The 26,664-nt window shown below is 61.2% G+C and carries 26 protein-coding genes; 9 read left to right on the top strand and 17 right to left on the bottom strand.

Going from position 1 to position 26,664, the window contains the following annotated elements; all coding sequences use genetic code 11:
* Positions 1 to 26 precede the first annotated feature (26 nt).
* Together BLU78_RS06785 and BLU78_RS06790 are read left to right on the top strand one after the other, a co-directional pair.
* Positions 27 to 1,016, top strand: a complete 990-nt coding sequence (locus BLU78_RS06785; protein ID WP_010262237.1) for a polyprenyl synthetase family protein — start codon at positions 27 to 29, stop codon at positions 1,014 to 1,016.
* 33 nt (positions 1,017 to 1,049) lie between these two features.
* The gene (locus BLU78_RS06790) at positions 1,050 to 2,354 is read left to right on the top strand and encodes an MFS transporter (protein WP_010262240.1); all 1,305 of its coding nucleotides are present in this window, start codon (positions 1,050 to 1,052) and stop codon (positions 2,352 to 2,354) included.
* Between the two features lie 140 nt (positions 2,355 to 2,494).
* On the opposite strand, the gene rplS is transcribed toward BLU78_RS06790, so the two are convergent.
* A complete protein-coding gene (gene rplS, locus BLU78_RS06795; protein WP_010262244.1) occupies positions 2,495 to 2,875 on the bottom strand; it encodes a 50S ribosomal protein L19 in 381 nt (126 codons plus the stop codon).
* Positions 2,876 to 3,119: 244 nt separating this feature from the next.
* Here rplS and surE point away from each other — a divergent pair, with 244 nt between their 5' ends.
* From surE to BLU78_RS06810, 3 genes are read left to right on the top strand one after another with little or no spacing between them, the layout of a single operon-like run.
* Positions 3,120 to 3,899, top strand: coding sequence for a 5'/3'-nucleotidase SurE (gene surE / locus BLU78_RS06800; protein ID WP_010262247.1), 780 nt, complete (start codon positions 3,120 to 3,122; stop codon positions 3,897 to 3,899).
* Between the two features lie 33 nt (positions 3,900 to 3,932).
* Entirely contained in the window at positions 3,933 to 4,907 is a 975-nt protein-coding gene (locus tag BLU78_RS06805; RefSeq protein WP_010262251.1) for a sensor histidine kinase, read from the top strand.
* A 1-nt stretch (position 4,908) separates the two neighbouring features.
* Positions 4,909 to 5,544: a response regulator gene (locus tag BLU78_RS06810; protein ID WP_010262255.1), complete on the top strand. Its 636-nt coding sequence runs from the start codon at positions 4,909 to 4,911 to the stop codon at positions 5,542 to 5,544.
* A gap of 146 nt (positions 5,545 to 5,690) precedes the next feature.
* On the opposite strand, the gene cls is transcribed toward BLU78_RS06810, so the two are convergent.
* Positions 5,691 to 7,106 (bottom strand): cardiolipin synthase, encoded by a 1,416-nt coding sequence (gene cls / locus BLU78_RS06815; RefSeq protein ID WP_010262259.1) that lies wholly within the window; start codon positions 7,104 to 7,106, stop codon positions 5,691 to 5,693.
* A gap of 49 nt (positions 7,107 to 7,155) precedes the next feature.
* Positions 7,156 to 8,166, bottom strand: coding sequence for a DUF4837 family protein (locus BLU78_RS06820; RefSeq protein WP_026020717.1), 1,011 nt, complete (start codon positions 8,164 to 8,166; stop codon positions 7,156 to 7,158).
* Between the two features lie 118 nt (positions 8,167 to 8,284).
* On the opposite strand from BLU78_RS06820, the gene BLU78_RS06825 reads away from it, so the two are divergent.
* Together BLU78_RS06825 and efp are read left to right on the top strand one after the other, a co-directional pair.
* Positions 8,285 to 8,857, top strand: coding sequence for a polysaccharide deacetylase family protein (locus BLU78_RS06825; protein WP_010262265.1), 573 nt, complete (start codon positions 8,285 to 8,287; stop codon positions 8,855 to 8,857).
* A 109-nt stretch (positions 8,858 to 8,966) separates the two neighbouring features.
* Entirely contained in the window at positions 8,967 to 9,554 is a 588-nt protein-coding gene (efp, locus tag BLU78_RS06830) for an elongation factor P (RefSeq protein ID WP_010262267.1), read from the top strand.
* Positions 9,555 to 9,622: 68 nt separating this feature from the next.
* On the opposite strand, the gene BLU78_RS06835 is transcribed toward efp, so the two are convergent.
* From BLU78_RS06835 to BLU78_RS06880, 10 genes are all read right to left on the bottom strand, one after another.
* The gene (locus BLU78_RS06835) at positions 9,623 to 11,533 is read right to left on the bottom strand and encodes a DUF4139 domain-containing protein (RefSeq protein WP_010262270.1); all 1,911 of its coding nucleotides are present in this window, start codon (positions 11,531 to 11,533) and stop codon (positions 9,623 to 9,625) included.
* A gap of 23 nt (positions 11,534 to 11,556) precedes the next feature.
* Positions 11,557 to 12,852: an argininosuccinate lyase gene (gene argH / locus BLU78_RS06840; RefSeq protein WP_010262274.1), complete on the bottom strand. Its 1,296-nt coding sequence runs from the start codon at positions 12,850 to 12,852 to the stop codon at positions 11,557 to 11,559.
* Entirely contained in the window at positions 12,833 to 13,909 is a 1,077-nt protein-coding gene (locus BLU78_RS06845) for a M20 family metallo-hydrolase (protein WP_010262278.1), read from the bottom strand. The genes argH and BLU78_RS06845 overlap by 20 nt, the downstream gene beginning before the upstream one ends.
* Positions 13,910 to 13,930: 21 nt before the next feature.
* Entirely contained in the window at positions 13,931 to 14,704 is a 774-nt protein-coding gene (gene argB, locus BLU78_RS06850; RefSeq protein WP_020691925.1) for an acetylglutamate kinase, read from the bottom strand.
* Positions 14,704 to 15,660 carry a Rossmann-fold NAD(P)-binding domain-containing protein gene (locus tag BLU78_RS06855; protein ID WP_010262286.1) on the bottom strand — a complete coding sequence of 319 codons (957 nt, stop codon included), beginning with the start codon at positions 15,658 to 15,660 and terminating at the stop codon, positions 14,704 to 14,706. The genes argB and BLU78_RS06855 overlap by 1 nt, the downstream gene beginning before the upstream one ends.
* A gap of 133 nt (positions 15,661 to 15,793) precedes the next feature.
* Positions 15,794 to 16,918 carry an aspartate aminotransferase family protein gene (locus tag BLU78_RS06860; protein WP_010262289.1) on the bottom strand — a complete coding sequence of 375 codons (1,125 nt, stop codon included), beginning with the start codon at positions 16,916 to 16,918 and terminating at the stop codon, positions 15,794 to 15,796.
* A 1-nt stretch (position 16,919) separates the two neighbouring features.
* Positions 16,920 to 17,882, bottom strand: a complete 963-nt coding sequence (gene argC / locus BLU78_RS06865) for an N-acetyl-gamma-glutamyl-phosphate reductase (protein WP_010262293.1) — start codon at positions 17,880 to 17,882, stop codon at positions 16,920 to 16,922.
* The gene (gene argG, locus BLU78_RS06870; protein WP_010262297.1) at positions 17,879 to 19,081 is read right to left on the bottom strand and encodes an argininosuccinate synthase; all 1,203 of its coding nucleotides are present in this window, start codon (positions 19,079 to 19,081) and stop codon (positions 17,879 to 17,881) included. Before argG ends, argC begins: the two co-directional genes overlap by 4 nt.
* A 16-nt stretch (positions 19,082 to 19,097) precedes the next feature.
* The gene (locus tag BLU78_RS06875; RefSeq protein WP_010262302.1) at positions 19,098 to 19,718 is read right to left on the bottom strand and encodes a GNAT family N-acetyltransferase; all 621 of its coding nucleotides are present in this window, start codon (positions 19,716 to 19,718) and stop codon (positions 19,098 to 19,100) included.
* A gap of 34 nt (positions 19,719 to 19,752) precedes the next feature.
* Positions 19,753 to 21,954 (bottom strand): RelA/SpoT family protein, encoded by a 2,202-nt coding sequence (locus BLU78_RS06880; protein ID WP_010262305.1) that lies wholly within the window; start codon positions 21,952 to 21,954, stop codon positions 19,753 to 19,755.
* 81 nt (positions 21,955 to 22,035) lie between these two features.
* Between BLU78_RS06880 and trhA the strand changes: the two genes are divergently transcribed.
* Positions 22,036 to 22,692, top strand: coding sequence for a PAQR family membrane homeostasis protein TrhA (trhA, locus tag BLU78_RS06885; RefSeq protein WP_010262311.1), 657 nt, complete (start codon positions 22,036 to 22,038; stop codon positions 22,690 to 22,692).
* 1 nt (position 22,693) lies between these two features.
* The gene (locus BLU78_RS06890) at positions 22,694 to 23,596 is read left to right on the top strand and encodes a PHP domain-containing protein (RefSeq protein WP_010262315.1); all 903 of its coding nucleotides are present in this window, start codon (positions 22,694 to 22,696) and stop codon (positions 23,594 to 23,596) included.
* On the opposite strand, the gene BLU78_RS06895 is transcribed toward BLU78_RS06890, so the two are convergent.
* From BLU78_RS06895 to menA, 4 genes are read right to left on the bottom strand one after another with little or no spacing between them, the layout of a single operon-like run.
* Positions 23,549 to 24,322, bottom strand: a complete 774-nt coding sequence (locus tag BLU78_RS06895) for a class I SAM-dependent methyltransferase (protein WP_010262320.1) — start codon at positions 24,320 to 24,322, stop codon at positions 23,549 to 23,551. The two genes, BLU78_RS06890 and BLU78_RS06895, sit on opposite strands and share 48 nt — an antisense overlap.
* 1 nt (position 24,323) lies before the next feature.
* A complete protein-coding gene (gene xseB / locus BLU78_RS06900) occupies positions 24,324 to 24,512 on the bottom strand; it encodes an exodeoxyribonuclease VII small subunit (RefSeq protein WP_010262323.1) in 189 nt (62 codons plus the stop codon).
* 5 nt (positions 24,513 to 24,517) lie between these two features.
* On the bottom strand, positions 24,518 to 25,753 hold the full coding sequence (gene xseA / locus BLU78_RS06905) for an exodeoxyribonuclease VII large subunit (protein WP_010262324.1): 1,236 nt from the start codon (positions 25,751 to 25,753) through the stop codon (positions 24,518 to 24,520).
* The gene (gene menA, locus BLU78_RS06910; protein ID WP_010262330.1) at positions 25,753 to 26,664 is read right to left on the bottom strand and encodes a 1,4-dihydroxy-2-naphthoate octaprenyltransferase; all 912 of its coding nucleotides are present in this window, start codon (positions 26,662 to 26,664) and stop codon (positions 25,753 to 25,755) included. The genes xseA and menA overlap by 1 nt, the downstream gene beginning before the upstream one ends.

A 26,664-nucleotide genomic window follows, 5' to 3' on the forward strand; every position in this document is an offset into this window, starting at 1 on the left:
TGCGAAAAATCACTATCTTTGTCCCTATGATTACACTCGATGACATTCACAAACCCGTGACTGCCGAACTGGAGGCTTTCGACGAATTTGTCGACCGCCAGTTCACGGCTGAGGGGGAGTTGCTTTCCGATATGTTGCGTTATGCCCTTTCCACGCGCGGGAAAGGTATCCGTCCCATGCTGGTGATGCTTTCTGCGGCGATGAATGCTCCGGTGAAAGGCGCCGCGATGGGTCGTCGGGCCTGTCTGGCCGCCATGCTGGTCGAAATGATCCATGTGGCGTCGCTGATCCACGACGATGTGATCGACGAATCGGACATGCGCCGCGGGCAGCCTTCGGCCAACGCCCGCTGGCAGTCGCATAAGGCTGTGATCCTGGGCGACTATATTCTTGCCAAGAACATGAACATCGGTTTGCAGAGCGGGCAGTTCGACCTGGTGACCCACGTCTGCGGCTCGATGGCCGCGCTGTGCGAAGGCGAGGTCCTGCAGGACGATTGTGCCAGGAACCGCACGATGACCCGCCAGGCCTACCTCGATATTATATATAAGAAGACCGCCAGCCTGCTGGGCGTCAGCGCTTCGGCCGGGGCGCTGGCCGTAGGGGCCACGCGCGACAAGGTCGCCACGATGCGCCGTTTCGGCGAAGCCGTGGGCATGGCTTTCCAGATACAGGACGACATCCTCGATTATACCCCCTCCGCACATACGGGCAAACCCGCCAACAACGACCTGCGGGAGGGTAAGATCACCCTGCCGCTGCTCTCGGTGCTCGACCGGGCTTCGGACGAACGCCGCGCCGATCTGCTGGCCCGGCTGGCCCGCTGCCGCGAGGACGACGACGCGGTCGAATACCTGCGCTCGGTGGTCGAGAACGAAGGCGGCCTGACCTTCGCCGCCGAAGTGATGCAGGGCTATATTACGCGGGCCGTGGAGATGCTCGCCGATTACGAAGATTCCGAATACCGCTCGGCGCTGATCAACCTCTGTGCCTACATTGCGGAGCGGGACCGCTGATACGAAGAAACTTATTAACCTAAATTGATAAAAATGGAGACAAAAAAACAAAATTATGTTTTGCCGATCGTCGTGATGATCTTCCTCTTCGGTATGATCTCGTTCGTGACGAATCTGGCTTCGCCGATGGGTGACATTCTGAAGTATCAGTTCAACGTTCCGAACTGGATGGGTACGCTGGGCGTATTCGCCAACTTCATCGCCTATGCGATCATGGGCTATCCTGCAGGCAACATGCTTCAGAAGTACGGCTACAAGAAGACCGCGCTGGTCGCCATCGCCGTCGGTTTCATCGGTGTCGGCATCCAGACGTTGTCCGGTACGGCCCAGAGTTTCGGCGTTTACCTGCTGGGCGCTTTCATCGCAGGTTTCTCCATGTGTCTGCTCAATACGGTCGTCAACCCCATGCTGAACAAGCTCGGCGGCGGCGGTAACAAGGGTAACCAGTTGATCCAGGCCGGCGGGTCGTTCAACTCGCTCTGCGGTACGGCCGTGATTATCCTGACGGGCCTGCTGATCCCGGAAGGTATCAAAAACGCGCAGATCAGCAATGTGTTCCCGCTGATGTACGCCGCGCTGGCCATCTTCGCGTTCGCTTTCGTGGTAATCAGCCTGACGAAGATTCCGGAGACCAAGAAAGAGGTCGGACTGAAGAGCGCCGAGGTTTCGAAGTACGGTCCGCTGTCGTTCCGTCACTTCATTCTGGGCGCCGTCGCCATCTTCGTCTATGTGGGTATCGAAGTGGGTATTCCCAACGTGCTGCAGAAGTGGCTGCAGAATCCCGACCTGAACGTGCTGGGCGGCGGCGTGAATGCCGAGGCCGTTGCCGGATCGGTTGCCGCTACTTATTGGTTCCTGATGCTGGTCGGCCGTCTGCTGGGCGCCGCTGTCGGCAGCAAGGTATCCGCCAAGAGCATGCTGACCGTCGTTTCCGGCGTAGGCCTGCTGCTTACGCTGGGAGCGATGTTCCTGCCCGCGGTGGCTGTCAATCTCCCCGTCTTCAACGGTTCCGAGGGCTTCGGACTGGTGAATGTTCCCATTAACGCGGCTTTGCTGGTGCTTATCGGGCTTTGCACCTCGATCATGTGGGGCGGTATCTTCAACCTCGCTGTCGAAGGACTGGGCAAGTACACCGAGAAGGCTTCGGGTATCTTCATGGCGCTGGTTTGCGGCGGCGGTATCCTGCCCCTGCTTCAGAACGCGATCGTCGACGTTACCGACGGCGGCATGGGTTATCTGACCAGCTATTGGGTGATCGTGATCGCACTGGCCTACCTGCTCTACTACGCGCTCGTGGGTTCGAAGAACGTCAACAAGGACATTCCCGTAACGGAATAAATTTCAGCGGGCGTCTTCGCCCTGCCTTGTCCGGCCCGGATGGATTTTTTCATCCGGGCCGGATTTTTTCGTTCCGGGTGACCATAAAGAAAACAGGGTGTCCCGTCGGGACACCCTGTTTTTCTTCGCACCTTTGCGGATTATTTCTTCTCCGTGCGGGTAATACGCTTCTCTTTGATGCGGGCCTTCTTGCCGGTCAGGTCGCGCAGGTAGTAGATACGTGCACGGCGTACGACACCGACCTTGTTGACCTCGATCTTCTCGATGTGAGGCGAGTAGAGGGGGAAGATACGCTCGACACCCACGCCGCCCGAAATCTTGCGGATGGTGAACATCTTGGTCTTGCCCGATCCCTTGATCTGGATCACTACGCCGCGGAAACTCTGGATACGCTCCTTGTTACCCTCGACGATCTTGTAGGAGACGGTGATCGTGTCACCTGCCTTGAACGACGGTACGTCGGCGTCCGTCTTCGGCCACATCTGCTCGTTGACGAGCTTGATGATTGCGTCTTTGTTCATTGTTGCAACAAATTTTTGTGTTTCGCATTCGACATTTCCGCTGCGTTCCGGCTACCATACAAGCCCTTTGCCTGTAATCCCGCGGGAGCCGCGTCCGTCTCCGTCCGCGCCCGCATCCGCCGTACCGCCCAATGAAAGAGGTTGATATACGCCCGAAAGGGACTGCAAATATAGGAAGAATTTTCGGAACGGTGCAACTATTGCATGAAAAAAGCGCGATTTGACTATCTTTGCAGGAAAACAAATGGGAAAGATGAACGAAAGACTGATACTTGTCACCAACGACGACGGCTACGATTCCAAGGGGCTGGCCGCAGCCGTCGAGGTGGCCCGGGGCTTTGGCCGTGTGGTGGTCGTGGCCCCCGAGACGACGCAGAGCGGCATGAGCCAGGCCATCACAATGTACAATCCCCTCTACCTGCGGCGCGTCCGCGAGGAGGAGGGACTCGAAATATACGCCTTTTCGGGAACCCCGGTCGACTGCGTGAAGATGGCCTTCGACTACCTGCTGCGCGACGAGCGCGTCGACCTGGTGATTTCGGGCATCAACCACGGTTCCAATTCGGCCGTCAACGTGCTCTACTCCGGTACGATGGGCGCCGCCATCGAGGGTAGTTTTTACAGCTGTCCGGCCGTCGGGCTGTCGCTCGACGACCACCGTGACGATGCCGACTTCGACGCGGCCGTCGTCTACGGCAAACAGATCGTCGGCGACATCCTCGCCGCGGAGGTCGAGCTGCCGCTGTGCCTGAACGTCAATGTCCCGGTCGGACGCCCCGAGACGATAAAGGGAATACGGCTCTGCCGCCAGAACCGCGGTTTCTGGCGCGAGGAGTTCTACCGCCACGAAGACCCCCGGGGCCGCGAATATTTCTGGCTCACGGGCGAGTTCGTCAACGGTGAACCCGGGGCTGAAGACACCGACGAATGGGCCCTTGCGAACAGCTATGTGGCGGTGGTTCCCGTGCAGACGGACCTGACCGATTACCGCCAGCTGAAAAATCTTGGCAATGTGCTGAAATAGTCTTATATTTGCCGTAAGACAAATCCGAAGCCTATGCTGATTAAAATCCTGCTCGTCATCGCCATCGTCATCCAATGCGTCGCCACGGGCTACGCCCTGCGGCTGGTGCGTACCACCAAATACAATTCGGTGTGGATTCTCTTCATCGTGGGTTTCTCGCTGCTCTCGGTCGAACGCCTCGTGCAGCTGCTCCTTGCCTCCGGGTTCGAGGTCATTCCGCGCTGGTGGTTCGGCTATCTGGGCATCGTGATTTCGGTCTGCCTGTCGATCGGCGTGATGTATGCCCACAAGCTCTTTAAATACATCGACCGGCTCAACCGTCAGCGGTCCATGCTGAACAAGCGTATCCTGACGGCTGTGCTCCGTACCGAGGAGAAGGCCCGGTCGCGCTTTTCGAAGGAGCTTCACGACGGCCTCGGACCGCTGCTTTCGTCGGCCCGGATGTCGCTTACGGCCCTTTCGCGCGAGGAGCACAATGCCGAACAGCGCGAGATCATCGACAACACGACCTATGTCATCGACGAGGCGATCCGTTCGCTGCGCGAGATTTCGAACAACCTTTCGCCGCACGTGCTCAACGATTTCGGCCTGGCGCGCGGGGTGCAGAACTTCATCGACAAGAGCGCCGCGATGCACGATGTGAAGATCCGCTTCACGACCAACCTGCGCTCGGAGCGCTACGACACCGATATCGAGGTCATCCTCTACCGGGTGATCTGCGAGTTGATCAACAACTCGCTCAAACACGCGGCCTGTACGGCCGTCAACCTCTCGCTGTCGCAGAACGGTCCCGAGCTGACGCTCGATTATACCGACAACGGCCGGGGATTCAATCCGCAGGCGATGATGGACTGCGGCATGGGCCTTTCGAACATCGCCTCGCGCATCAATTCGCTGGGCGGAACGTTCGACATCTCTTCGGCCAAAGGCAAGGGAATGCGCGCCGCCATCCATGTCAATACGCAGCAGGCCCCCGTGCCGGCCAAACACCGCAAACGCCGCCGGTAATATGGAACGCCGAATTCTGCTTGTAGACGACCATTCGCTCTTCCGCAACGGACTGCGGGGGCTGCTCGAACATTGTGCCGATTGCCGCGTGGTGGGCGAGGCGGCCAGCGGCGAGGAGTTTCTGGCCATGCTCGACGATGTCGATGCCGACATCGTCTTCATGGATTTCTCCATGCCGGGGCTCGACGGCGCACAGACGACCGAGCGGGCGCTGGCGCGGCGTCCGGACCTGCGGATCATCACCCTTTCGATGTTCGGCGAGGAGAGCTACTATTCGCGGATGGTCGAGGCCGGGGCCCGGGGCTTTCTGCTGAAAGATTCCGATATCGGCGACGTGATCGACGCCATCGAGGCGGTGACGGGCGGCGGCAGCTACTTTTCGCCGCAGCTGTTGACCTCGCTGACGGGGCGTATGCGTACGCGCGAGGACGCCGCCGACGAACAGCTTTCGTCGCGCGAACGCGAGATTCTGGTGGCGGTCTGCCGGGGGCTGTCGAATCAGGAGATCGCCGACGAACTCTTCATCTCGAAGCGCACGGTCGACAAGCACCGCGCCAACATCCTCGAAAAGACCGGCTGCAAGAATACCGCCTCGCTGGTGGTCTATGCCATCCGCAACGGCATCGTCGACATTTAGATTTCGATTCTCACGGGCGCTTTTTGCACTTCCCTTGCGGTCCGGGACAGTCACATACTTCGGTATGCTCCTGCCCCGGACCACTTCACGAAGCCCAAAACCTCTGCGCCGTGATAATCAAAAACCCGCCTTTTAGGCGGGCGGGGTTATAACAGCGGGGAGAATACCCGCATGAGCGACTCCGCCCAGCGGCGCGGCCGCGGACGATTGAACCATTCTCCGGGTGTCAGGGCGTGGCAGCGCGTGGCGTCGTTCCGGAACACGGCGTCCATACGGGCCGTGAATTCCGTGTCGTAGACAAAGGCGTTGATCTCGAAATTATGCTCGAAACTGCGGAAATCCATGTTCGCAGAGCCGATCACGGTCAGCATGTCGTCGATAATCAGCAGTTTGGAGTGCAGGAACCCGGGCTTGTAAAACAGAATTTTAACCCCCGCTTTCATCATGTCGTCGAGGTAGGAGTGCGATGCCAGGTCCACGATCTTCGAATCGGAGCGTGCCGGAAGCATCAGCCGCACGTCGACTCCGGCCAGCGCCGCCACCTGCAGGGCCGTGTTCAGCACGTCCGAGGGCAGGTAGTAGGGGGTCTGTATCCAGATCCGCCGCCGGGCGTTCGAAACGGCGTAGCTGTCGGCCTGCAGCAACGCCCGCCATTGCCCGAAGGGGCCGCTGGGAACCATCTGGAGGATATTGTCCGTATGCCGTTCCGACAGGGGGAAGTAATCCGCGCCCGTTATGTGCTGCTTGGTGGTCGCCGACCAGTCGCTCAGGAACGACACCTGAAGTCCTGCCGCGCCGCTTCCCTCGACCCGGAAATGGGTGTCGCGCCACGAACCCCACTCCGTACCGCGGACATAGCGGTCGGCGATGTTCATGCCGCCGATGAATCCCACGCGGCCGTCGATGACGGCGATCTTGCGGTGGTTGCGGTAGTTGACCTTGCTGGTGAAGAGCGGGAATTTCACGTGCAGGAACGAGAAGACCTCGATTCCCTCGCGGCGCATCCCCTCGAAAAAGGCCTTTTTAACGCCGCTGCACCCCACATCGTCGTAGAGGATGCGCACCTCGACTCCCTGCCGGGCTTTTTCCACCAGCGCATCGCGCAGGCGGCAGCCCGTTTCGTCGTCGCAGAAGATGTAATACTGGATATGGATGTGGCGCTTCGCCCGGGCGATCTCCGCCAGCAGGGCCTCCATTTTCGAAACACCGTCCGTGTAGGGGGTGATGCGGCTGCCGTAAAGCGGTACGGAATGGGTCGTGCTGTAAAGAAGCGTGGCCAGCTGCCGGTGCTCCTCGGGAATTCCGGGATGTCCGGCGTCGCGGGCCTCCTCGAGCTGCATGGTGATGCGTCTGCGCGTGCGGCGCGAGATGATGCGCCGTTTGGAGAGGTTCTGCCCGAAGAAAAAATAGAACAGCAGCCCCACGACGGGGGCGAACACGAGTACGATGATCCACGGCAGGGTCTTCAGCGGGTTCCGGTTGTCGGTGATGATGACCAGGGCTATGCTGAGGATCGTGACCGTATAAAGAACGAGGAACGTATATGTCAGTATTTGCTGCATATTGTCGGTTTCGTCGTTTCATGCGGCGCCGTATGCCGCGGGCTCCCGGCTACTCCGCCTGTTTGGGGAACTGCACCGAGTAGAGCAGGTGCTCGACGCCGCGCATGTAGTTGCGCTTGCGGGGTTTGTTCAGGTCGGGGGCGTAGACGTAACAGTCGAGCGTGAAGACGCGGTTGGTGGCCGTGTCCACGGTCGAGTAGCTCACGAACGGACCGCCCATGAAGTCGCCGTGCACGTCCCAGAACCCGCGCAGCTCACACCACAGGCGTCCCTCGAGGCGGAACATGCGGTATTCGGGCTCGAAAGCGTCCGAAGTGATCATGTACGAGCCGTCCGACGGACCCGGGATCAGCGCCGCAAACTTGTTGCGGGCGGCGATCAGGGCCTTGGCCGAGAGCGATTCCGGGCCTTTGTAGGGATAGGAGTAGACGAAGAATCCCTGACTGGCCGTGGGGTATTCGTTGCGGGCCCAGACGAAGTTATCCTTCTGTGCGGCCAGCAGGTAGCCTTTCGGAATGCGCATTTCGACGCCGAACGTCTTGCGGACGGCCGCTTCGACGCCGGGGTTGTTGTAGATTTCGTTGGCTTTGACGGCGCGGTCGCGCTCGGCCTGTTCGAGGACGTGGACGAGGTCTCCGCGGTGCTGCGAGAGATAATCCACCACGGCCTTGTCGTCGGGTCCCTGAAGCGTCAGCACGATCTGCGGGTCGGCCGTGACGTTGTATTGCACGGCCGTCGCGGTCTCCTGCAGCGAGGGATCGACGATCACTTTGAGGATGTTGCGGTGGTCGGCGACCATGCCCGTGAAGCCGCGTTCGGTGACGCGCAGCACGTCGAAAATCGGCTCGACCTGGTTCAGGTAGGGCACCGGGGCGGTGAAAATCGCGCGCAGCGAATCTCCGACCTCGCCCGTCCATTCGGCCTGGGGGCATACCACGATCAGCTCGTAGGGTTTTCCCTGCGCGCCTTTTTTCGATTTGTTCAGGGTTTTGAAAGCGTCGCAGCCCGTCATCGTCGCGATGACGGCGGCAACCAATGCGATACGGAGGATAGTTTTCATGCTGCGGTCTGAAATTGAATCTACTACAAATATAGGTATATTTTTTCCAAATGGCCCGGATTTTCACTATTTTTGCGCCGACATGCGTTTTAAACCACCGAAAATAATCCGGCGCCTGATGCCGGACCTGATCTGGGAGATCGACGACGGGGACGGGGTGTTCCTCACTTTCGACGACGGTCCCACGCCGGGTGTCACCGAGTGGATACTCTCCACGCTGGACAAGTACGATGCCAAAGCGACCTTCTTCGTGCTGGGCAAGAACGTCGAGATGTATCCCGACCTCTACAAACGCATCCTCGACGCCGGGCACAAGGTAGGCAACCACACTTACTCGCACCAGAAAGGCTGGGGCATGAGCCTCGAACGTTATACGGAGGATGTCGATTTCGCCAACGACCTGGTTCACAGCGAACTGTTCCGTCCGCCCTATGCGCGTATCACCCCGGCGCAGGCGCGTTTTCTGGGGCAGCGTTACAAACTGGTGATGTGGGACATCATCTCGCGCGACTACAACCGCCGCCTCTCGCCCCGCACCTGTCTGAAAAACGTCACGAAATACCTCGCGCCGGGCGCCATCGTGGTGTTCCACGACAGCGAAAAGGCTTTCCGCAACATGCGTTATGCGCTTCCTCGCACGCTGGAGAAGATCAGGCAGATGGGCCTCAAATGCAAGGCGATAGAGCTCTGAGCCCGTTCTGCGCGCGTTTGCAGCAGGCTGTGGTTCGGAGAATAGGAATTTTCGGATTTTTTTCGTAACTTTGCGCCGCGAAAAAACAACAATTATAAACTATATTCCTATGACAATTACTGCAGCTGACATTAAGATCGGCATGTGCATCGAAATGGACGGCAAGACGTTCCTCGTAGTCGATTTCCAGCACTGCAAACCGGGCAAGGGCCCTGCCTTCGTCCGTTCGAAACTCAAAAACCTGGAAAACGGCCGCGTGCTGGAGAACACCTTCTCGTCGGTGGGCCAGAAGATCGAGCAGGTGCGTGTCGAGCGCCGTCCCTATCAGTTCACCTATGAGGATGATCTGGGCGCGCATTTCATGCACACCGAGACCTTCGAGGAGATCAACATCGACCGGAACCTGATCAACAACTACGACCTGATCACCGACGGTCAGATCGTCGAGGTGATGTTCCACACCGAGAAGGAGTCGGTCCTTTCGGCCGAGCTGCCTCCGATCGTCGACATGGAGGTGATCTACACCGAGCCGGGCATCAAGGGCGACACGGCTTCGACCAACTCGCTGAAACCCGCGACGGTGAATTCCGCGACGGCGAAAGACGGCGCCACGATCCGCGTGCCGCTGTTCATCAACACGGGCGACAGGATCCGTGTCGACACCCGCACCCGCGAGTACTACGAGCGCATCAAATAAGCGAATTGCGGCTTCGAAAGAGGGGAGGACTGTGCAGTCCTCCCCTTTTTGCTTCCCCTCTTTCCGGGTTACTCGATGTTGAGGCTCCGGCCCTTGGGATATTTCACCGCGTAGCGCAGCTTCAGCTCGCGCTGTTCGCCGGGTTTCAGCTCCAGCCGCCAGGTGACCGTTCCGGTCTCCTTGTCCAGCGTTCCGCCGCTCAGCTCCTCCTCGGTGACGGTGATCGAGCTGTTGCGCGATACGGGCAGTTGATCCGTGAGCATCAGCACCACGGGTTCCGTGCGGGTGTTGCGGACGGTGAGTTTCCACCCCATGGTCTGGGTCTGGTTCGATCCGACGGCCCGGCGCGCCGAGTAGTCGCTTTCCTTCGTGCGTTCGATGCGGATGCCCCGGTCGCGGCCCATCGAGAAGCGGAGCGTATCGCCGGCCTCCCGGGGGCTGAGGATGCTCTTGCCTACAAATGTGTTCTCGAAATAGACGTTGGCCTCGCCTTCCAGCAGGTTGAGTTTCGCCCAGTCGGTAGTCTCCGCCACGAGGAAGGCGTCTTTGTCGATCTTCGGCGTCGATCGGTAGGTGTACACCGCCGGGAGGCGGTAGCGACCGATCTCGGCGGCCACGCTTTTGCCGTCGGAGGGGATGGTGTAGGGCTGCCTGATCTCGAACTCGTAACCCAACTGGGTCTGCGTCTGTCCGACCTCCATCACATCGCTTTCTTCGGCAAAGTCCGCAAACTCCATCTCTACCGTCCGGGTTGCCGCTTTATTGCGGGCCTGTACGCCTGCGACACGGCCCGTGAGAGCCGCGGAAGGAGCGCTGCCGTATCCCGTGACGACGACTTCATCCAATTGTGCATTGTCCTCCTGCATCACGACGTTCATCGTGTTGCCCGCGATGGCGCGTGTCTGGGACTTGTAGCCGATGTAGTTGAATTGCAGGCTCGAAGCTCCGTTGGGCACGGTGACCGAGTAACGCCCCTGCACATCGGTCGAGGTCCCGACGGTGGTGCCCGGAACGAGGACGCTGGCGCCTATGAGCGGTTCGCGCTGTTCGTCGAACACCGTTCCCGACACGGTGTTGCTCGTCAGGCTGGGGTTGTAGCGCGGCGGCGCCATCCCGTAGTCGAGCCACCAGGTCTTCAACTGCGGGGCGATGCTTCCCGTCGTGGGATTCGACGAAGAGAGCGTCAGGGCGACGTTTTTCCACTCCTCTCGGGTGTTCTGGAAAATATTGGCTTTGTAGGAGATCTCCACGGGCTCCGACAGCCCGCCCGAACGGATGTCGTAGGAAGGGAACCACCCGGCGTTGCGGACATAGTAGGTCAGCGTGAACACCCCTTTGCAGGCCGCCGGGGATTCGATCCGCACCTCCACCTCGCTCATCGGCGCCGTCTGCCTGCCGCCCAGTTGGGTCAGGTCTGCAAGCACCTGTTGCTCGCGTTCGCTGAGCGTTTTTAGCTGCCCCTCCAGTTCGAGCGTCCGGCGTTTGAGCTCCTCCATCCGGGAGGTGTAATATTCGTTGAGCTCTTTGATCGCCGTCAGCGGGGTCGCCGCGTTGCGGTTGCCGACCGAGCAGTTGACCTTCAGCAGATCGCTCTCCGCATCGATCACTTCGCGTGCGGCCTGCTGTTTTTTTTGTTGTTGCCGGATGTTGGCGAGCTCCTGCTCCAGCGCTTGCTGGCGGGCCGAGCGTTCGAGGCTGTCCGTGTGGTTGAAGAGCCGGTTGACGGCCGTCACGGTGAATCGCCCCTTGGCGGCGACCTGCATGCTCTTGTCGTCGAGGTAGGGCGAGAGTCCCGTGAATACGAGCGTGGAATTTCCGGCCGGAATGTCGACCTGTTCGGTGCGCGTCACCTGCGCTCCGTCGATAAAGAGAGTGACCTTTTCGACGGAGGTCTTCACCTTCGTCTGCCCCGAAACCGGAGCGGCGGCCGCTGCGCAGATGCTTAGCAGCAGCCATGCGATGCAATTCAGACGTGTCATAACATGGTCCGTTTGGGTTGGTTTCAGACGAATTCTTCCAGCACGCGTTCCATCTTCTGCCGGATTTCGGCGGTGCAGAGGTTGCCGATGCTGCCTTCGTGGGTGTGGTGCACTTCGCGGGTGGGGGTGTACGCGCCCTTTTGCACGGCCATGCCCACCTCTTTGTAGGCTTCGCGGAAAGGCGTGCCCTGCAATACCAGGCGGTTGACATCCTCCACCGTGAAGAGGTAGTCGTATTTCCGGTCTTCGAGGATGTGTTCGTTGACGCGCATGTGCGCCAGCATGAAGTCGCACATCCGGAGCGTCCGTTTGATCTCGGTCGTCGCCGGGAAGAGGATGTCCTTCATCAGCTGCAGGTCGCGGTGGTAGCCCACCGGGAGGTTGGTCGTCAGCAGCGCGATTTCGTTGGGTACCGACTGCAGGCGGTTGCAGCGTCCGCGCATGATCTCGAAGACGTCGGGATTCTTCTTGTGGGGCATGATGCTCGATCCGGTGGTCAGTTCATCGGGCAGCGAAATGAAGCCGAAGTTCTGGCTCATGAACAGGCAGGCGTCCATCGCCAGCCGGCCGATCGTCGCGGCCACGGCGGCAATGGCGGCCGCTGCGGCGCGTTCGCTCTTGCCGCGGCTCATCTGTGCCGCCACGACGTTGTAGTGCAGGTCCCCGAAGCCCAGCAGGCGGGTGGTCATCGTGCGGTCGAGCGGGAACGACGAGCCGTATCCGGCGGCCGATCCCAGCGGGTTCTGGTTGGCGATGTGCCACGCCGCGGCCACCAGGCGCATGTCGTCGACGAGCGTCTCGGCATAGGCCCCGAACCACAGCCCGAACGACGAGGGCATGGCGATCTGCAGGTGGGTGTAGCCCGGCATCAGCACCGCCTTGTAGCGTTCGCTGAGCTCCTGCAGCCGGTCGAAAACGGCCTTCACGGCGTCGGCGGTCTGCCGCAGTTCGTCGCGCAGGAACAGTTTGAGGTCCACCAACACCTGGTCGTTGCGCGAACGCCCCGAGTGGATCTTCTTGCCTGCGTCGCCCAGTCGGCGGGTGAGCATCAGCTCGACCTGCGAATGTACGTCCTCCGTGCCGGGTTCGATCTCGAAGCGCCCGGCCTCGATCTCCGCGGCGATCTCCCGGAGCCCCGCCGTCAGCGTCGTGAGCTCCTCGGCAGTCAGCAGTCCGATCTTCTCCAGCATGGCGATATGGGCCAGCGACCCCTCGACGTCGTAGCGCGCCAGCCGCATGTCCAGCTCGCGGTCGTCGCCCACGGTGTATTCCTCGATCATCTTGTCGGGTTCAAACCCCTTATCCCAAAGTTTTGCCATATTCCAAAGCTAATTTTTCGATGTAATTTTCGTAGACGGCGATTCCCTCCCCGATCTCCGTCAGGAGCACGAACTCGTCCGCCGTATGCGAGCGCGATGACTGTCCGGGACCCATTTTGAGCGACGGGAAAGGCATCAGCGCCATGTCCGATGTCGTGGGTGACACGTACGAGGTGCGCCCGGCGGCCCGGGCCGCCCGCATCAGCGGATGTTCCGCGCCGAGGGCCGAGGCCCGGATGCGCGTCGAGCGGGGCACGGCGTCGGATTGAATCGTAGCCCGCAGGATTTCTACCGTCTCCTCGTTGGTGTAGGCGTCGGTCGTGCGGATGTCCGCGACGAAGCGGCAGGTGTCGGGCACCACGTTGTGCTGCGTTCCGGCCTCGATTTGCGTCACCGCGATTCCGATCGGGCCCAGCAGTTCCGACTCCCTCTCGAAGCGGAACGAGCGCAGGCGCGCGATGTCCTCCAGGGCGATGTAGAGGGCGTTGACTCCCTCGCCGCGGGCCGCATGCCCGCTCTTGCCGTGCGCCGTGCAGTCCAGCACCACCAGCCCCCGCTCGCCTGCGGCGGCCTGCATGCCGGTCGGCTCGCCGACCAGCGCCATGTCGATATGCCCCAGCGCGGGCAGCAGGGCCCGCATGCCGTTCTCACCCATACACTCCTCCTCGGCCGAGACGGCCAGCACGAGGTTGAAAGGCAGTTTCCGCGTGCGGAAAGTCAGGAACGTCTGGATCAGGCACACCGCCGAAGCTCCCGCGTCGTTGCTTCCGAGGCCGTAGAGCCGGTCGCCCTCGACCGTCGGCGCGAACGGGTCGCGCGTGTACGAAGCCGCCGGACGCACCGTGTCGTGGTGCGAGTTCATCAGCAGCGTCGGCCGCGTGGGGTCGAACCCGTCCGACCGCACCCAGACGTTGTTCGCAAGCCGTTCGGGCGCGGCGCCGTGCTCCGCCAGATATCCGGAGATCAGCTCCGCGGTGCGTGCTTCGTCGCGCGAGAGCGAGGGCGTTGCGATCAGCCTTTTCAGCAGTTCGACGGCATCTGTAACAGCTTTATTCAATTCTGAATTGTGAATTTTGAATTATGAATTCCGGATCACCGTTCCTGTATCGTTCAGCAGATTATCGGAATGTTTGATCGTGACGCTCCGCACGCCTTTCTCGATGGCTTTCAGGGCGTTCTCGATCTTGGGGATCATCCCCTTGCTCACCGTTCCGTCGGCTTTGAGCGGGGCGTATGTCGCGGCGGTGATCTCGCGGATCAGCGTCGTGTCGTCCTCCGGGTCGCGCAGGACCCCGGCTTTCTCGAAGCAGAAAACCAGCTCTGTCGGGGCGATCTGAGCCGCGCCCAGCGCGATGGCTGAAGCCACGCTGTCGGCGTTGCAGTTGAGTAGCGTTCCCTTTCCGTCGTGCATGATGGCCGAGAAGACGGGCGTGATGCCCCCTTCCAGCAACCGGCGCAGCAGCGCGGAATCCACCCGCTCGATGTCGCCCACGAATCCGTAGTCCACCGGATGCGGGTTGCGGCGGCGTGCCGTGACGGCGTTTCCGTCGGCTCCCGACAGCCCGAGGGCGTTGCATCCCGCGGCCTGCAGTCCGGCCACGACCTGCTTGTTGATAAGTCCCGCGTAGACCATCGTCACCACGTCCAGCGTCCCCTTGTCGGTGATGCGGCGTCCGTCGACCATCTGCACCTTCAATTCCAGCCGCTCGGCCAGCCGCGTGGCCAGCTTCCCGCCGCCGTGGATCAGGATTTTCGGACCCTCCAGCGCCGCGAACTCTTTCAGGAACCGTTTCAGCGCCGCGGGATTGTCGATGACGTTGCCGCCGATCTTTACGACTGTGATCCGTTCCATCATTCCAGCCCCTCCAACAGTCGTTTGAGTACCACCTGGGCCGATATTTCGCGGTTCGCCGCCTCGGGAATCACCAGCGAACGGGGCGATTCGATCACCTCGTCCGTGACGATCATGTTGCGCCGGACGGGCAGGCAGTGCATGAAGTAGGCGTTGTTCGTGAGCGCCATTTTTTCGGCGTCCACCGTCCACGCACGGTCGCGCGACAGCACTTTGCCGTAGTTGGGGTCCGCGTATGCGGCCCAGTTCTTGGCATAGACGAAGTCGGCGCCCTCGAGGGCCTTGCGCTGGTCGTACTCGACGCGGGCCGTGCCGACGAATTTCGGGTCGAGCTCGTACCCTTCGGGATGGGTGATGACGAAATCGTAATCCGCGGCGTTCATCCATTCGGCGAACGAGTTGGGTACGGCCTGCGGCAGGGCGTTGGGGTGCGGGGCCCAGGTCATCACGACCTTCGGGCGCTCCACGCTCTTGTACTCCTCGATGGTGATGAGGTCGGCGAAGCTTTGCAGCGGGTGGCGCGTCGCGGCCTCCATCGAGAAGACCGGGCGTCCCGAATAGCGGATGAACTGCTCCAGCACGCGCTCCTCGTAATCCTCGGCCTTGTCGTTGAAGCGTGCGAACGAGCGCACGCCGATCACGTCGCAGTACGATCCCATCACGGGGATCGCTTCCAGCAGATGCTCGGCCTTGTCGCCGTCCATCACCACGCCGCGCTCGGTTTCGAGTTTCCACGCCCCCTGGTTGACGTCGAGGACCATGACGTTCATTCCGAGGTTCATGGCGGCCTTCTGGGTCGAGAGCCGTGTGCGGAGGCTCGAGTTGAAGAAGAGCATCAGCAGCGTCTTGTTGCGCCCCAGTCCCGTGAACTGGAAGCGGTCGCGTTTGATCTCCATCGCTTCGGCGACGGCCGTCTTCAGGTCGCCGATATCTTGTACGCAGGTAAACTTATCCATAATAATACGGTCGTTTCAATTTGTTTTTCTGTCCGGGTCTCGTTCCGGGCGGTCGTTGTTGCGGCTTGCAGCCGCGTTCGCAAATCTGACCCACCCCCAAACCCCCGCCTCGGCGGGGGCTTTCGGCTGTCGCCTATGCGAGTACCTCTTTGAATGCCGCCAAAAAGCGGTCCGCCATTTCACGCGTGAGGCACAGCGCCGGCAGCAGCCGTACGGTCGAGGCTCCCGCCCCGCCGGTGAAGATGTGTTTTTCGAAGAGCAGCCGCTTGCGGAGCTCCGGGCCCGAACCGTCGATCTCAATGCCGATCATCAGTCCGCGTCCGCGCACCTCTTTCAGCCCGTCGATTTTGTGCAGTTCTGCCAGCAGGTATTCGCCGATCTTTGCGGCGTTCTCCACGAGCCCGTCGCGTTCGATCACGTCCAGCACGGCGGTCGCCGCCGCGCAGGCCAGGTGGCTGCCCCCGAAGGTGGTGCCCAGCAGTCCCGGACGCGCCTCGAAGTGGGGCGCGATCAGCACGCCGCCGATGGGGAATCCGTTGGCCATGCCTTTGGCCGTGGTGACGAGGTCGGGACGGATGTTCGCCGCCTGATGGGCGAAGAAACGCCCCGTGCGGCCGTATCCCGACTGGATTTCGTCCAGCACCAACTGCGTCCCGGTTTCGGTGGCCGCTTCGCGCAGCCCCCGCAGGAACTCGTTCGTGGGGCAGTGGATGCCCGACACGCCCTGGATGCCCTCGACGATCACCGCCGCGAACTCCCGCGTTGCGAGTTTCTGTCGGGCGGCTTCGAGGTCGTTCAGCGGCGTGAACTCCACGTTGGGGGTGCGGTTGAAGGGCGATGAGATCGCGGGGTTGTCCGTCACGGCGACGGCTCCCGACGTGCGGCCGTGGAAGGCCTTCGCGATAGCCAGCACTTTCGAACGTCCCGTGTGGAACGAGGCCAGTTTCAGGGCGTTCTCATTGGCCTCGGCCCCCGAGTTGCAGAGGAAGAGGCGGTAGTCGTCGTAACCCGAGATGCGCCCGAGCTTTTCGGCAAGCCTTTGTTGGAGCGGATTTTCGACCGAGTTCGAGTAGAATCCGAGGCGTCCGACCTGCTCCTGTACGGCCCGCACGTAGTCGGGCTGCGCATGCCCGATCGAGATCACGGCATGTCCGCCGTAAAGGTCGAGGTACTCGGTGCCCGCCTCGTCGTAGACGAAGCAGCCCTTGCCCCGGACGGGTTCGATCGGATATAGTGAATATACGTTGAATAATTCCATCTTAAAATGCGTTTGCTTTGAGTTGCAGGCCCACTTTTTCGTCGAGTCCGAACATCAGGTTCATATTCTGTACGGCTTGTCCCGAGGCGCCTTTCAGCAGGTTGTCGATCACCGAGGTGATGTGCACCTTACCGTCGTAGACGGCCGCGTGCAGCAGCGCCTTGTTGGTGTTTACCACCTGTTTCAGGTCTACGTCGCGTTCCGTGACGCGGGTGAATGCCGCCGGGGCGTAGAAATCGGCATAGAGCTTCCGGACGGCTTCGCCGTCGAGCGGACACGCCGTGTAGACGCTCGCCAGAATGCCCCGCGTGAAGTCGCCGCGCATCGGCACGAAGTTGATCGCGCTGTCGAACGACGGCTCCAGCAGCCGCAGGTTGCGTCCGATTTCGATCAGGTGTTGGTGCGTGAAGGCCTTGTAGACCGAGATGTTCGACGCCCGCCAGCTGAAATGGGTCGTGGCCGAGGGTTTTACGCCCGCGCCCGTCGATCCGGTGACCGCTGTTACATGCACTTCGTCCTGCAACAGCCCCGCCGCGGCCAGCGGCAGCAGCGCCAGTTGGATCGCCGTGGCGAAACAGCCCGGGTTGGCCACACGCTCCGCGCGGCGGATGCGTTCGCGGTTCAGCTCCGGAAGCCCGTAGACGAATCCTTCCGACTCATCGCGGAAATCCTGCGCCAGGTCGATAATCTTCACGCCTGCGGGAATCGTGTTTTCCGCCAGCCATACCTTGCTCTGCCCGTGCGCTGAGCAGAGGAACACGACATCGGCCGACCCGAGGTCGTACGAGTCGCAGAACCGCATGTCGGTGTCGCCCTCCAGTCCTCCGTGTACGTCCGCGAGGCGGTTGCCTGCGTTCGATGTGCTGTGGACGAAGACAATCTCGACCTGCGGATGGTTCACCAGCAGGCGGATCAGTTCGCCGGCGGTGTACCCGGCTCCTCCGATGATGCCCGCACGGATCATTGCTTGTTGCGCTTCTGGACGTTATAGAATATTTTGATCTGGTTGCCGAGGATCTTCGTGAATCCCTTCACGTCGTCCGCCGACCACGCCTTGTTGACCTCGCCGTATTCGCCGAAGTCGGTCTTCATCAGGTCGAACGTCGAGTCGACGCCCACGAGCGTGTAGTTGCGCGGACGCAGGATCAGTTCCACGGTGCCCGTCACGTTGCGCTGCGACGAGAGGAGCATCGCCTCGATGTCGCGCATCACGGGCTCGAGGTACTGCGCCTCGTGGAGGAACATGCCGTACCACGTAGCCACCTGCTCTTTCCAGTAGATCTGCCACTTGGTCAGCGTGTGCTTCTCGAGCATCTTGTGTGCGGCGATGATGAGCATCGGCGCTGCGGCCTCGAAGCCTACGCGGCCTTTGATGCCGATGATCGTGTCGCCGATGTGCATGTCGCGGCCGATGCCGAATTTCGATCCGATGGCCTCCACGGCGCGGATGGCCTCGACTTTATCCGCATAGGGCTTGCCGTTGACCGCCGCCAGTTCGCCCTCCTCGAACGTGAGTTTGAGCCGCTCTTCGCCTTCGGCCGTGATCTGGCTGGGGTAAGCCTCCTCGGGAAGCGTCTGCTCCGAATGGAGGGTCTCCTTGCCGCCGATCGAGGTGCCCCACAGGCCCTTGTTGATCGAGTACTCCATCTTCTTGTAGTCGGCCGTGATGCCGTGCTTGCGCAGGTAGTCGATTTCGTATTCGCGCGTCAGGGTCATGTCGCGCGTCGGGGTGATGATCTCGATCTCGGGGGCGAGGATCTGGAACGTCAGGTCGAAACGCACCTGGTCGTTGCCCGCGCCCGTCGAACCGTGGGCCACGGCGTCGGCGCCGATCTGCTTGGCGTATTCGATGATGGCGATGGCCTGGAAAATTCGCTCCGAGCTCACCGAAATGGGATAGGTTCCGTTGCGCAGGATGTTGCCGAAGACCATGTAGCGGATGCTCTTCTCGTAATACTCCTGCTCGATGTCGAGCGTGGCGTGGGCCACGGCGCCGAGCTCCACGGCGCGCTGTTCGATCTTTTCGAGTTCGGGCTTCGAGAATCCGCCCGTGTTGGCGATCGCCGTGTAGACGTCGTATCCTTTCTCCTCGGAGAGGTATTTTACGCAAAACGAGGTGTCCAGACCGCCGCTGAACGCCAGAACCACTTTCTTCTTTTCCATTTTATTTCGGTTTTTACTATTTCAGGTGAAACAACTTCTTTACTTTGTTCCTCAGGAACATCCGGTAGGGCGCCAGGCGCGACTGCTTCTCGGGCGGCTCCTTGGCCGGGTCGTAGAGCATTCCCGTGCAAAGGCACATGCGGCGGTTGTTGCGCTGCAGGATGTCGTAGTTGCAGCAGCCTTCGCAGCCGCGCCAGAACTCCTCGTCCTCGGTGAGTTCCGAGAAGGTCACGGGGACGTAGCCCATCCGCGAATTGAGCTTCATGACGGGCAGCGACGTGGTGATACTGAATAACTTGGCAAACGGGAATCGTCGTCGGGCAAGCTCGAACGTTCGTCGTTTGATCTGTTCCGCGAGTCCCATGTGCCGGTACTCCGGATCGACGATCAGTCCCGAGGTGGCGACGAAGTCGCCGTGACCCCAGCACTCGATGTAGCTGAACCCGACCAGTTTTTCACCGTCCAGCGCCACGACGGCCTTGCCACCGGTCATTTTTGCGGCGATGTACTCGGGCGAACGCTTGGCGATGCCCGTACCCCGCTGCAGGGCCGACTCATAGATCAGATCGCAAATACGCGGTGCGTAATGTGCGTGTGACGAGTCGGCGAATACGACGCTGATTGTGTTGTTATTCATTTATCGTTTATGTGGGTAAAAAGTTGTGTACGGATTAATTGATGCGGTAGGCGCGCTGCACGCCCTTGATGCGCATGATCTGATGAATCAGCGTGTCCACGACGGCTGCGCCGGGCACCTCGACCGCGACGGTTCCCGCCAGACAGCCGTTTCCCGCCGGGGCGAAGTTCATCGAGCGGATGCCCAGTTTGAGGTCGCGGACGATGACCTCGGTGATGTGGTTGGCCATGCCCGTCGTATCCGCCGCCACGATGCGGATCGTCACGCGGAAAGCCCCCTCGGCGTTCTGCCGCCAGCGGGCGTCGATCACCCGGTAGGGATAGTTTTCGCGCATGCGCTTGGCGTTGGGACAGTCGCAGCGGTGGATCGTGATGCCCGCATTGATCGTCACGAAGCCGAACACGTCGTCGCCTTTGATCGGGTTGCAGCACTTGGCCAGCTTATATTGTATTTTCGAAATGTCGTCGTCGATCACCAGTGCGTCCTGCGGCGCGTCGCTCTCCCGTGCGTTGTGCTGCGCGGCCTTCTGGCGCTCGATTTCGGCGGCCGCGGCGCGGCGTTCCTCCTCGGCCTCGCCCGAGAGGTGGCGGGCCAGTATCTCTTTGATCGACCCGAAGTCGAGCTTCTGGGTGGCGATCAGGGCGTAGACCTCGGTCCCGAGGCGCAGTTTGAAGTATTTGGCCAGGTAAGCCACCGCCTCGTCGATCGTGATGGCGAATTTCCAGTTTTTGAGCTTGCGCTCCAGCTCCTCGCGCCCCATGCGCGTATGCTTGGCCTGCTCTTCGCGCAGGTAGGATTTGATCTTGTTGCGGGCCTTCGACGTGATGACGAACGTCAGCCAGTCCGACTTGGGCGTCTGGTTCTTCTGGGTGAGGATTTCGACGATGTCGCCGTTGCGGAGCGTTTCGCGGATCGGCACCGAACGGTTGTTGACCTTGCCGCCCACGCACGTCGAGCCCAGCGAGGTGTGGATGTCGAACGCGAAATCCAGCAGCGTGGCCCCTTCGGGGAGTTTGCGCAGGTCGCCGTTGGGCGTGAAGACGAATATTTCGCCCGAGGCGGGCTTGGCGTCGAAACGCTGCGCCAGCGAGTGGGTCGTATCCTCCATCAGTTCGCGCAGGTGCCCCAGCCACATCTCGCTGGTCTGCGCCCCCTGATTGACCCCTTTGTAACGCCAGTGCGCCGCGATGCCGCGCTCGGCCACGGCGTCCATGCGCTCGGTGCGTATCTGCACCTCGACCCAGCGGCCTTCGGCCGATACGGTGGTGTGCAGCGACTCGTAACCGTTCGACTTGGGGATCGAGATCCAGTCGCGCATGCGGTTGGGATTGGGGGTGTAGAAGTCCGTCACCACCGAATAGGCCGTCCAGCACAGTTGTTTTTCGGCCTCCTTGTCGCAGTCGATGATGATGCGGATGGCGAAGATGTCGTAAACGCTCTCGAACGGAACGTGCTGCTTGTGCATCTTGGTCCAGATCGAGAAGATCGACTTGGTGCGGCTTTTGACGTGGAATTTGATGCCGAGGCGGTGCAACCGCTGCTCGATGGGCACGAGGAAGCGGGCGATGAACGCGCGGCGTTCCTCGGCGCTCTCTTCGAGTTTCGCGACGATGTGCTCGTAATCCTTCGGTTCGAGGTATTTCAGGGCGATATCCTCCAACTCGCTTTTGATCGAGTACAAACCCAGCTTGTGAGCGATCTGGGCGTAGAGGTTCATCGACTCCCAGCTCTTCTTGCGCCACTTTTCGCGCGGGAACATCTCCAGCGAACGCATCACTTCGAGGCGGTCGGCCAGTTTGATGAGGATCACGCGCGGGTCCTCGGAGTAGCTGACGATCAGGTCGCGGAAATTGTCGGCCTGCTCCTTGGCCACTTTGAGCTTCAGCTCCGAGATGTTGGCCAGCCCGAGGGTGATGCCCACGACCTGGTCGCCGAAGCGTTTGCGGATGTCGGCGCTCAGGGCGAGGAACTCCTCGGCCGGGAGCTGTTTGTGGGCCAGCCGCACGACGTCGTGGAGGATGGACGCAACGGCGGAGTTACGGCCGAGGCCGACCTCCGAGATCACGATCGAGGCCACCGCGACGGCGTGGTCCACGAGGGGCGAGCCGTCGTAACGCACCAGTCCGGCGAGCTTCGCGTCGGCATACTCCAACGCTTCGTCGACGAGGCGTTGTGTCTGCTCCGAGAAGTTCGCGCTCACGAGCGTGCGGAGTTTTTCGTAACGTGAAAAGTCCATTTTTACCTAACCAAAAGCCTATGCTCGCAAAGATATGAAAAAAAATTATAAATTTGTAACATTGAACCAATACGTTCCGTTATGGCAAAGAAAAAGGAGGCATATGTACCGACCGTGGGCGAGGAGATCGGCAATGCGGTGTCCCACGGCGTGATGTCGCTGCTGTCGCTCGCGGCCCTGCCCTTCGCTGCCGTGTGGGCCTATGCGCATGATCCCGACGGAGTTCTGGCGTCGGTTTCGGTCTCGGTTTTCGTGATCTCGATCTTCCTGATGTTCCTCGCTTCGACGCTCTACCACTCGATGAACCCGCAGTCGAAGCACAAGGACGTATTCCACATCCTCGACCACATCTTCATCTACGTCGCCATTGCGGGCAGCTATACGCCCGTCGCGCTGATGGTCATCGGCGGCTGGCAGGGGGTCTTCATCACCATCCTCCAGTGGGCGATGGTCCTTTTCGGCATCTTCTACAAATCGCTCTCCCGCAAGTCGATACCGGCCGTCAGCCTGACCATCTACCTGGTCATGGGCTGGACGATCGTCTTCTTCCTGCCGCTGTTCGTGCGCCGGGCCTCGACGCCGCTGCTGGTAATGATCGCGCTGGGCGGCCTGCTCTACACCCTCGGGGCCTATTTCTATGCCAAGAAGGGATTTCGCTACCACCACATGGTTTGGCATATTCTGATTAACCTCGCGGTTGCGGCGCATTTCGTCGGGATCGTCTTTTACCTCTGCTGACATGGCCGCTATCGATCTGCACATCCATTCCGAATACAGCAGCGACGGGGAATTTCCCGTCGCCGATATCGTCGGCAAGTGCCTCGGGGCGCAGTTGACGCTCTTTTCCCTGACGGACCATAATTCGGTGCGGGGTGTCGGCGAGGCCGCCCGACTGGCCCGCGAACGGGGCGTCGGATTTGTCCCGGGCATCGAGATCGACTGCAACTACCGGGGTACGGACCTCCACCTGCTGGGATACGGCATCGACTGGCAGTCGGCGGATTTCGCGCGGCTGGAAGAGGAGGTTGCCGCCAAGGTCATGGCGTCGTTCGGGGGCATGGTCGATAACCTGCTGAAACTGGGTTTCTCCGTGGATGCCGAAGCGGTGCTGGAGGCCGCTGCCGGGGGACTGCCGACAGGCGAACTGATCGCCGAGGTGATGCTCTCCGACGCGAAATACCATACGCCCCCGCTGCGGCCCTATATGGAGGGCGGCGCGCGGAGCGACATGCCTTACATCAATTTTTACCTCGATTATTTCGCCCAGGGGCGCCCGGCGTTCGTCCCCGTCGAATACATGGACTACCGTGATGCCGTCGAACTGGTCCGCGACAATGGCGGCACGCCCGTCGTGGCCCATCCGGGGTTGAATTTCCGGGGCCGCGAGGAGGTTGCCGAACAGCTTTTGGACCGCGGGGCCGCGGGACTGGAGGTCTTCAACAACTACCACACTCCCGAACAGGCCGTCTATTTCACCTCGCTGGTCCTTTCAAAAGGAGCTTTGATGACCTGCGGGAGCGATTTCCACGGCAAGACCAAGCCCCGCATCGCCGTCGGGCGATTTCCCGCTGACAGCCGTTTCGACGGTCGTCTGTCAGACTTTGTAAACCACGTAAATAGGATCGGCGGGCAGGGCGTATAGCCTGCGCTCCTCGTCGGTGAAGGTCGCGGCGTAGTCGATGTCGGCGGCTTCGAAGCCCGCCTCGCGCAGACGGTCGGCATAGTCGGCGCCGTAGATGCGCCGGTGGTCGTACTGCCCGAAGATGCGCGTGCGCTCGTCGGGATCGGTGATCGAATCGTCCTCGTAGGTCTGTTCGTAATCCCTGTCCACGGGCGAGAGGACGATGCCCCAGCCGCCGGGTTTGAGGATGCGGTGCAGTTCGCGCAGCGCCTTCCGGTCGTCGGCGACGTGTTCCAGAATGTGGTTGCAGATCACCACGTCCACCGAATCGTCGGCCAGCGGAATCTGCTGCACGTCGAAATGGATGTCCGCCAGCGGGCTTTCGAGGTCAGCCGTGACGTACTGTCCCGGATGCGGGCGGAAGTGGGGTTTGAGGTGGCGCATGATACAGACCTCGGGAGCGATGTGCAGCGTGCGCGGAAAGGCCGTCAGGAGGTCGGTTTCGCGCGTCAGGTAGAGCCACAGCAGGCGGTGGCGCTCCAGCGACAGGCACTTGGGGCACAGTGCGTTGGGCCGCGGATGCACATAGCCGTAGGGCATGAATTTCCGGTATTTCGCGCCGCACACGGGGCATTCGACCCCGCGGCCCTTGTAGAAGAGTCCCGCTGCGGGCACGGCCCATCCGGCGATGCGTTGCAGTACGGGGCGCGGAATGTGGTTCAGCGACCAGCGGATCAGTTTTTTCATCCTATTCCAGCACTTTGTTCACGTCGGCTTCGGCCTTGCGCAGCCGCGCCTTGCACGAGGCGATCAGTTCCGTGGCGCGCTTCACCTCCGCCGCGAGGCTGTCCACATCCATCTCTTCGCTGCGCAGCCGCGTCAGTATTTTTTCGATCTCGGCCATCGCCTCGGCGTAGGCCAGCTCTTTCTTTGCCATATTTTTCAGGATTTTACGGTTGCATTTATCTTGCCGTCGGAAACCTCTATTTCGATGTGCTCACCCGCCGCGACCGCCGCGGCCGAGGTCACGGCCCTGCCGCCGCTCCGCACCACGGCGAATCCCAGCCGGAGGATGCGCTCGGGCGACCGTCCGGCGATCAGCTCCGCGGCGTTCTCCAGCCGTGTCGTCTGCCGCGCGAGGAAATTCCGCGCTGTTTCGGGCAATAGTGTTCCGAGGTGTTCCAGTCGCAGCGATTGCCGCGTGAGGAGTTCGCCGCTCAAACGCCGCACCTCGCCCGAGAGGCGTTCGAGACGCACCTCCGAGGCGTGCATCGCCGCGGTCGTGGTATCGTGCAGTTGCAGTGCGGCGCAGTCGAGCCACCCGTCGATTCCGGCCATCCGCTCGACGAGCCATCCGGCCACCGCCGTCGGGGTTTTGAGCGCCGTGTGCGCCACCATGTCGGCGACGCTGGTGTCCTTGTCGTGTCCGATCCCCGTCAGGACCGGCAGCGGGAACTGCGCCACATGGGCGCAGAGGCGGTAGGCGTTGAAGCAGTTGAGGTCGCTCCTCGATCCGCCGCCGCGGATCAGCACCACGGCGTCGAATTTTTCCAGGTTGTTTGCGACGTTGCACAAGGCTTCGACGATCGACTCCTCGGCCGCTTCGCCCTGCATGAAAGCGTCGAACAGCGTGAGGGAGAACCGGTAAGGACTTTTATCCAGCTCTTTGCAGAAGTCCTGGTAACCCGCGGCGTTGACGCTCGACACGATGGCGATACGCTGCACGACGGCCGGCATCGGCACCTCGCGGTTCATCTCCCAAACCCCGTCCTGCTGCAGCTGTGCGATGGTCTGCTGCCGCTGCCGCTCCATGTCGCCCAGCGTGTACGAAGGGTCGATGTCGGTAATCTGCAGCGAGAAGCCGTAGAGTTCGTGGTAGGAGACCAGCACCTTGGCCAGTATTTTGATGCCCGCGGCGAGCCGCTGGCCCGTTTCGGCTTCGAAATAACCCGAGATGCGCGGATAGTGCGACCGCCACACGACGGCCCGGGCCTGTGCCGTCGGCACGCCGTTGTCGCCGCCCTTTTCGACCAGTTCGAGGTAGCAGTGGCCCGAGTAGTTGACCTTTATTTCGGAAATTTCGGCGCTCACCCACACGGGCAGGGCGAACTGCCCTTCGAGCGCCGCCTTCACGCGGCGCTGTAATTCGCGCAGGGTTATATGTTGTGTTTCAGCCATCAGCCCAGCAGGATTCCGACGGTGAACAGGGCTCCGAACAGCAGGATGTTGCGGGCCGTCTCGCCCAGACAGACGTTCAGCTCCTCGCCGTGGTCGATGCGCACCATCTTGCGCCACGTGGCGGTGTGTGCCGCGAGGTAGGCGAGCGGCAGCAGCGCAGCCCACGGGCGGCCTCCGGCCAGCAGCGTGAGGCAGAGTGCGACGGCGGCGGCCCCGAGGGCGAAATAGCCCCAGCGGCCGACTCCGGCTCCGAGGCAGACGACGACCGTGCGCTTGTTGCAGCGGGCGTCCTCTTCGCGGTCGCGGAAGTTATTGACCATCAGCATCGTGTTGATCACCAGCCCGCAGGCCAGCGCCGCGACCGAGACTTCCCATGTCCACGTTCCGGTCAGGATATAGTAGGTGAATCCCACGGGGATGAGTCCGAAAAAGAGAATGACCGCGATGTCTCCCATGCCGTGATAGGCCAGCGGCCAGGGTCCTGCGGTGTAAAAATAAGCGAAGACGACGCAGGCGGCGCCCACGGCGACGAGTTCCCAGCCGCCGTAGCGGAGGATGTCGGCGTGGAGAGCCCAGGCGAGGATTCCGGTTCCGGCGGCGCAGGCCGCGAGGGTGAATCCGGCGATGCCTGCCTTCATGGCCCGAAGGGTGATGTATCCCTTGGCGAAGGCGCGGTCGGGACCCAGCCGGTCGGGTTTGTCGGCTCCTTTCATAAAGTCCCAGAGGTCGTTTACGAGATTGGCCGTACACTGCATCAGCACGGCGAACAGCAGGCACAGCAGGGCCGGCAGCCAGTGGAATGCACCGTCGGTCCAGGCCAGTGCGGAGCCGACGAGGATGAGGATTACGGAGTTGCCGAGGCTGTAGGGCCTCACGGCGAGAATCCATGCGGGAAGCGAGTTGGTTTTCAT

Source organism: Alistipes timonensis JC136 (assembly GCF_900107675.1).
Classification (GTDB): Bacteria; Bacteroidota; Bacteroidia; order Bacteroidales; family Rikenellaceae; genus Alistipes; species Alistipes timonensis.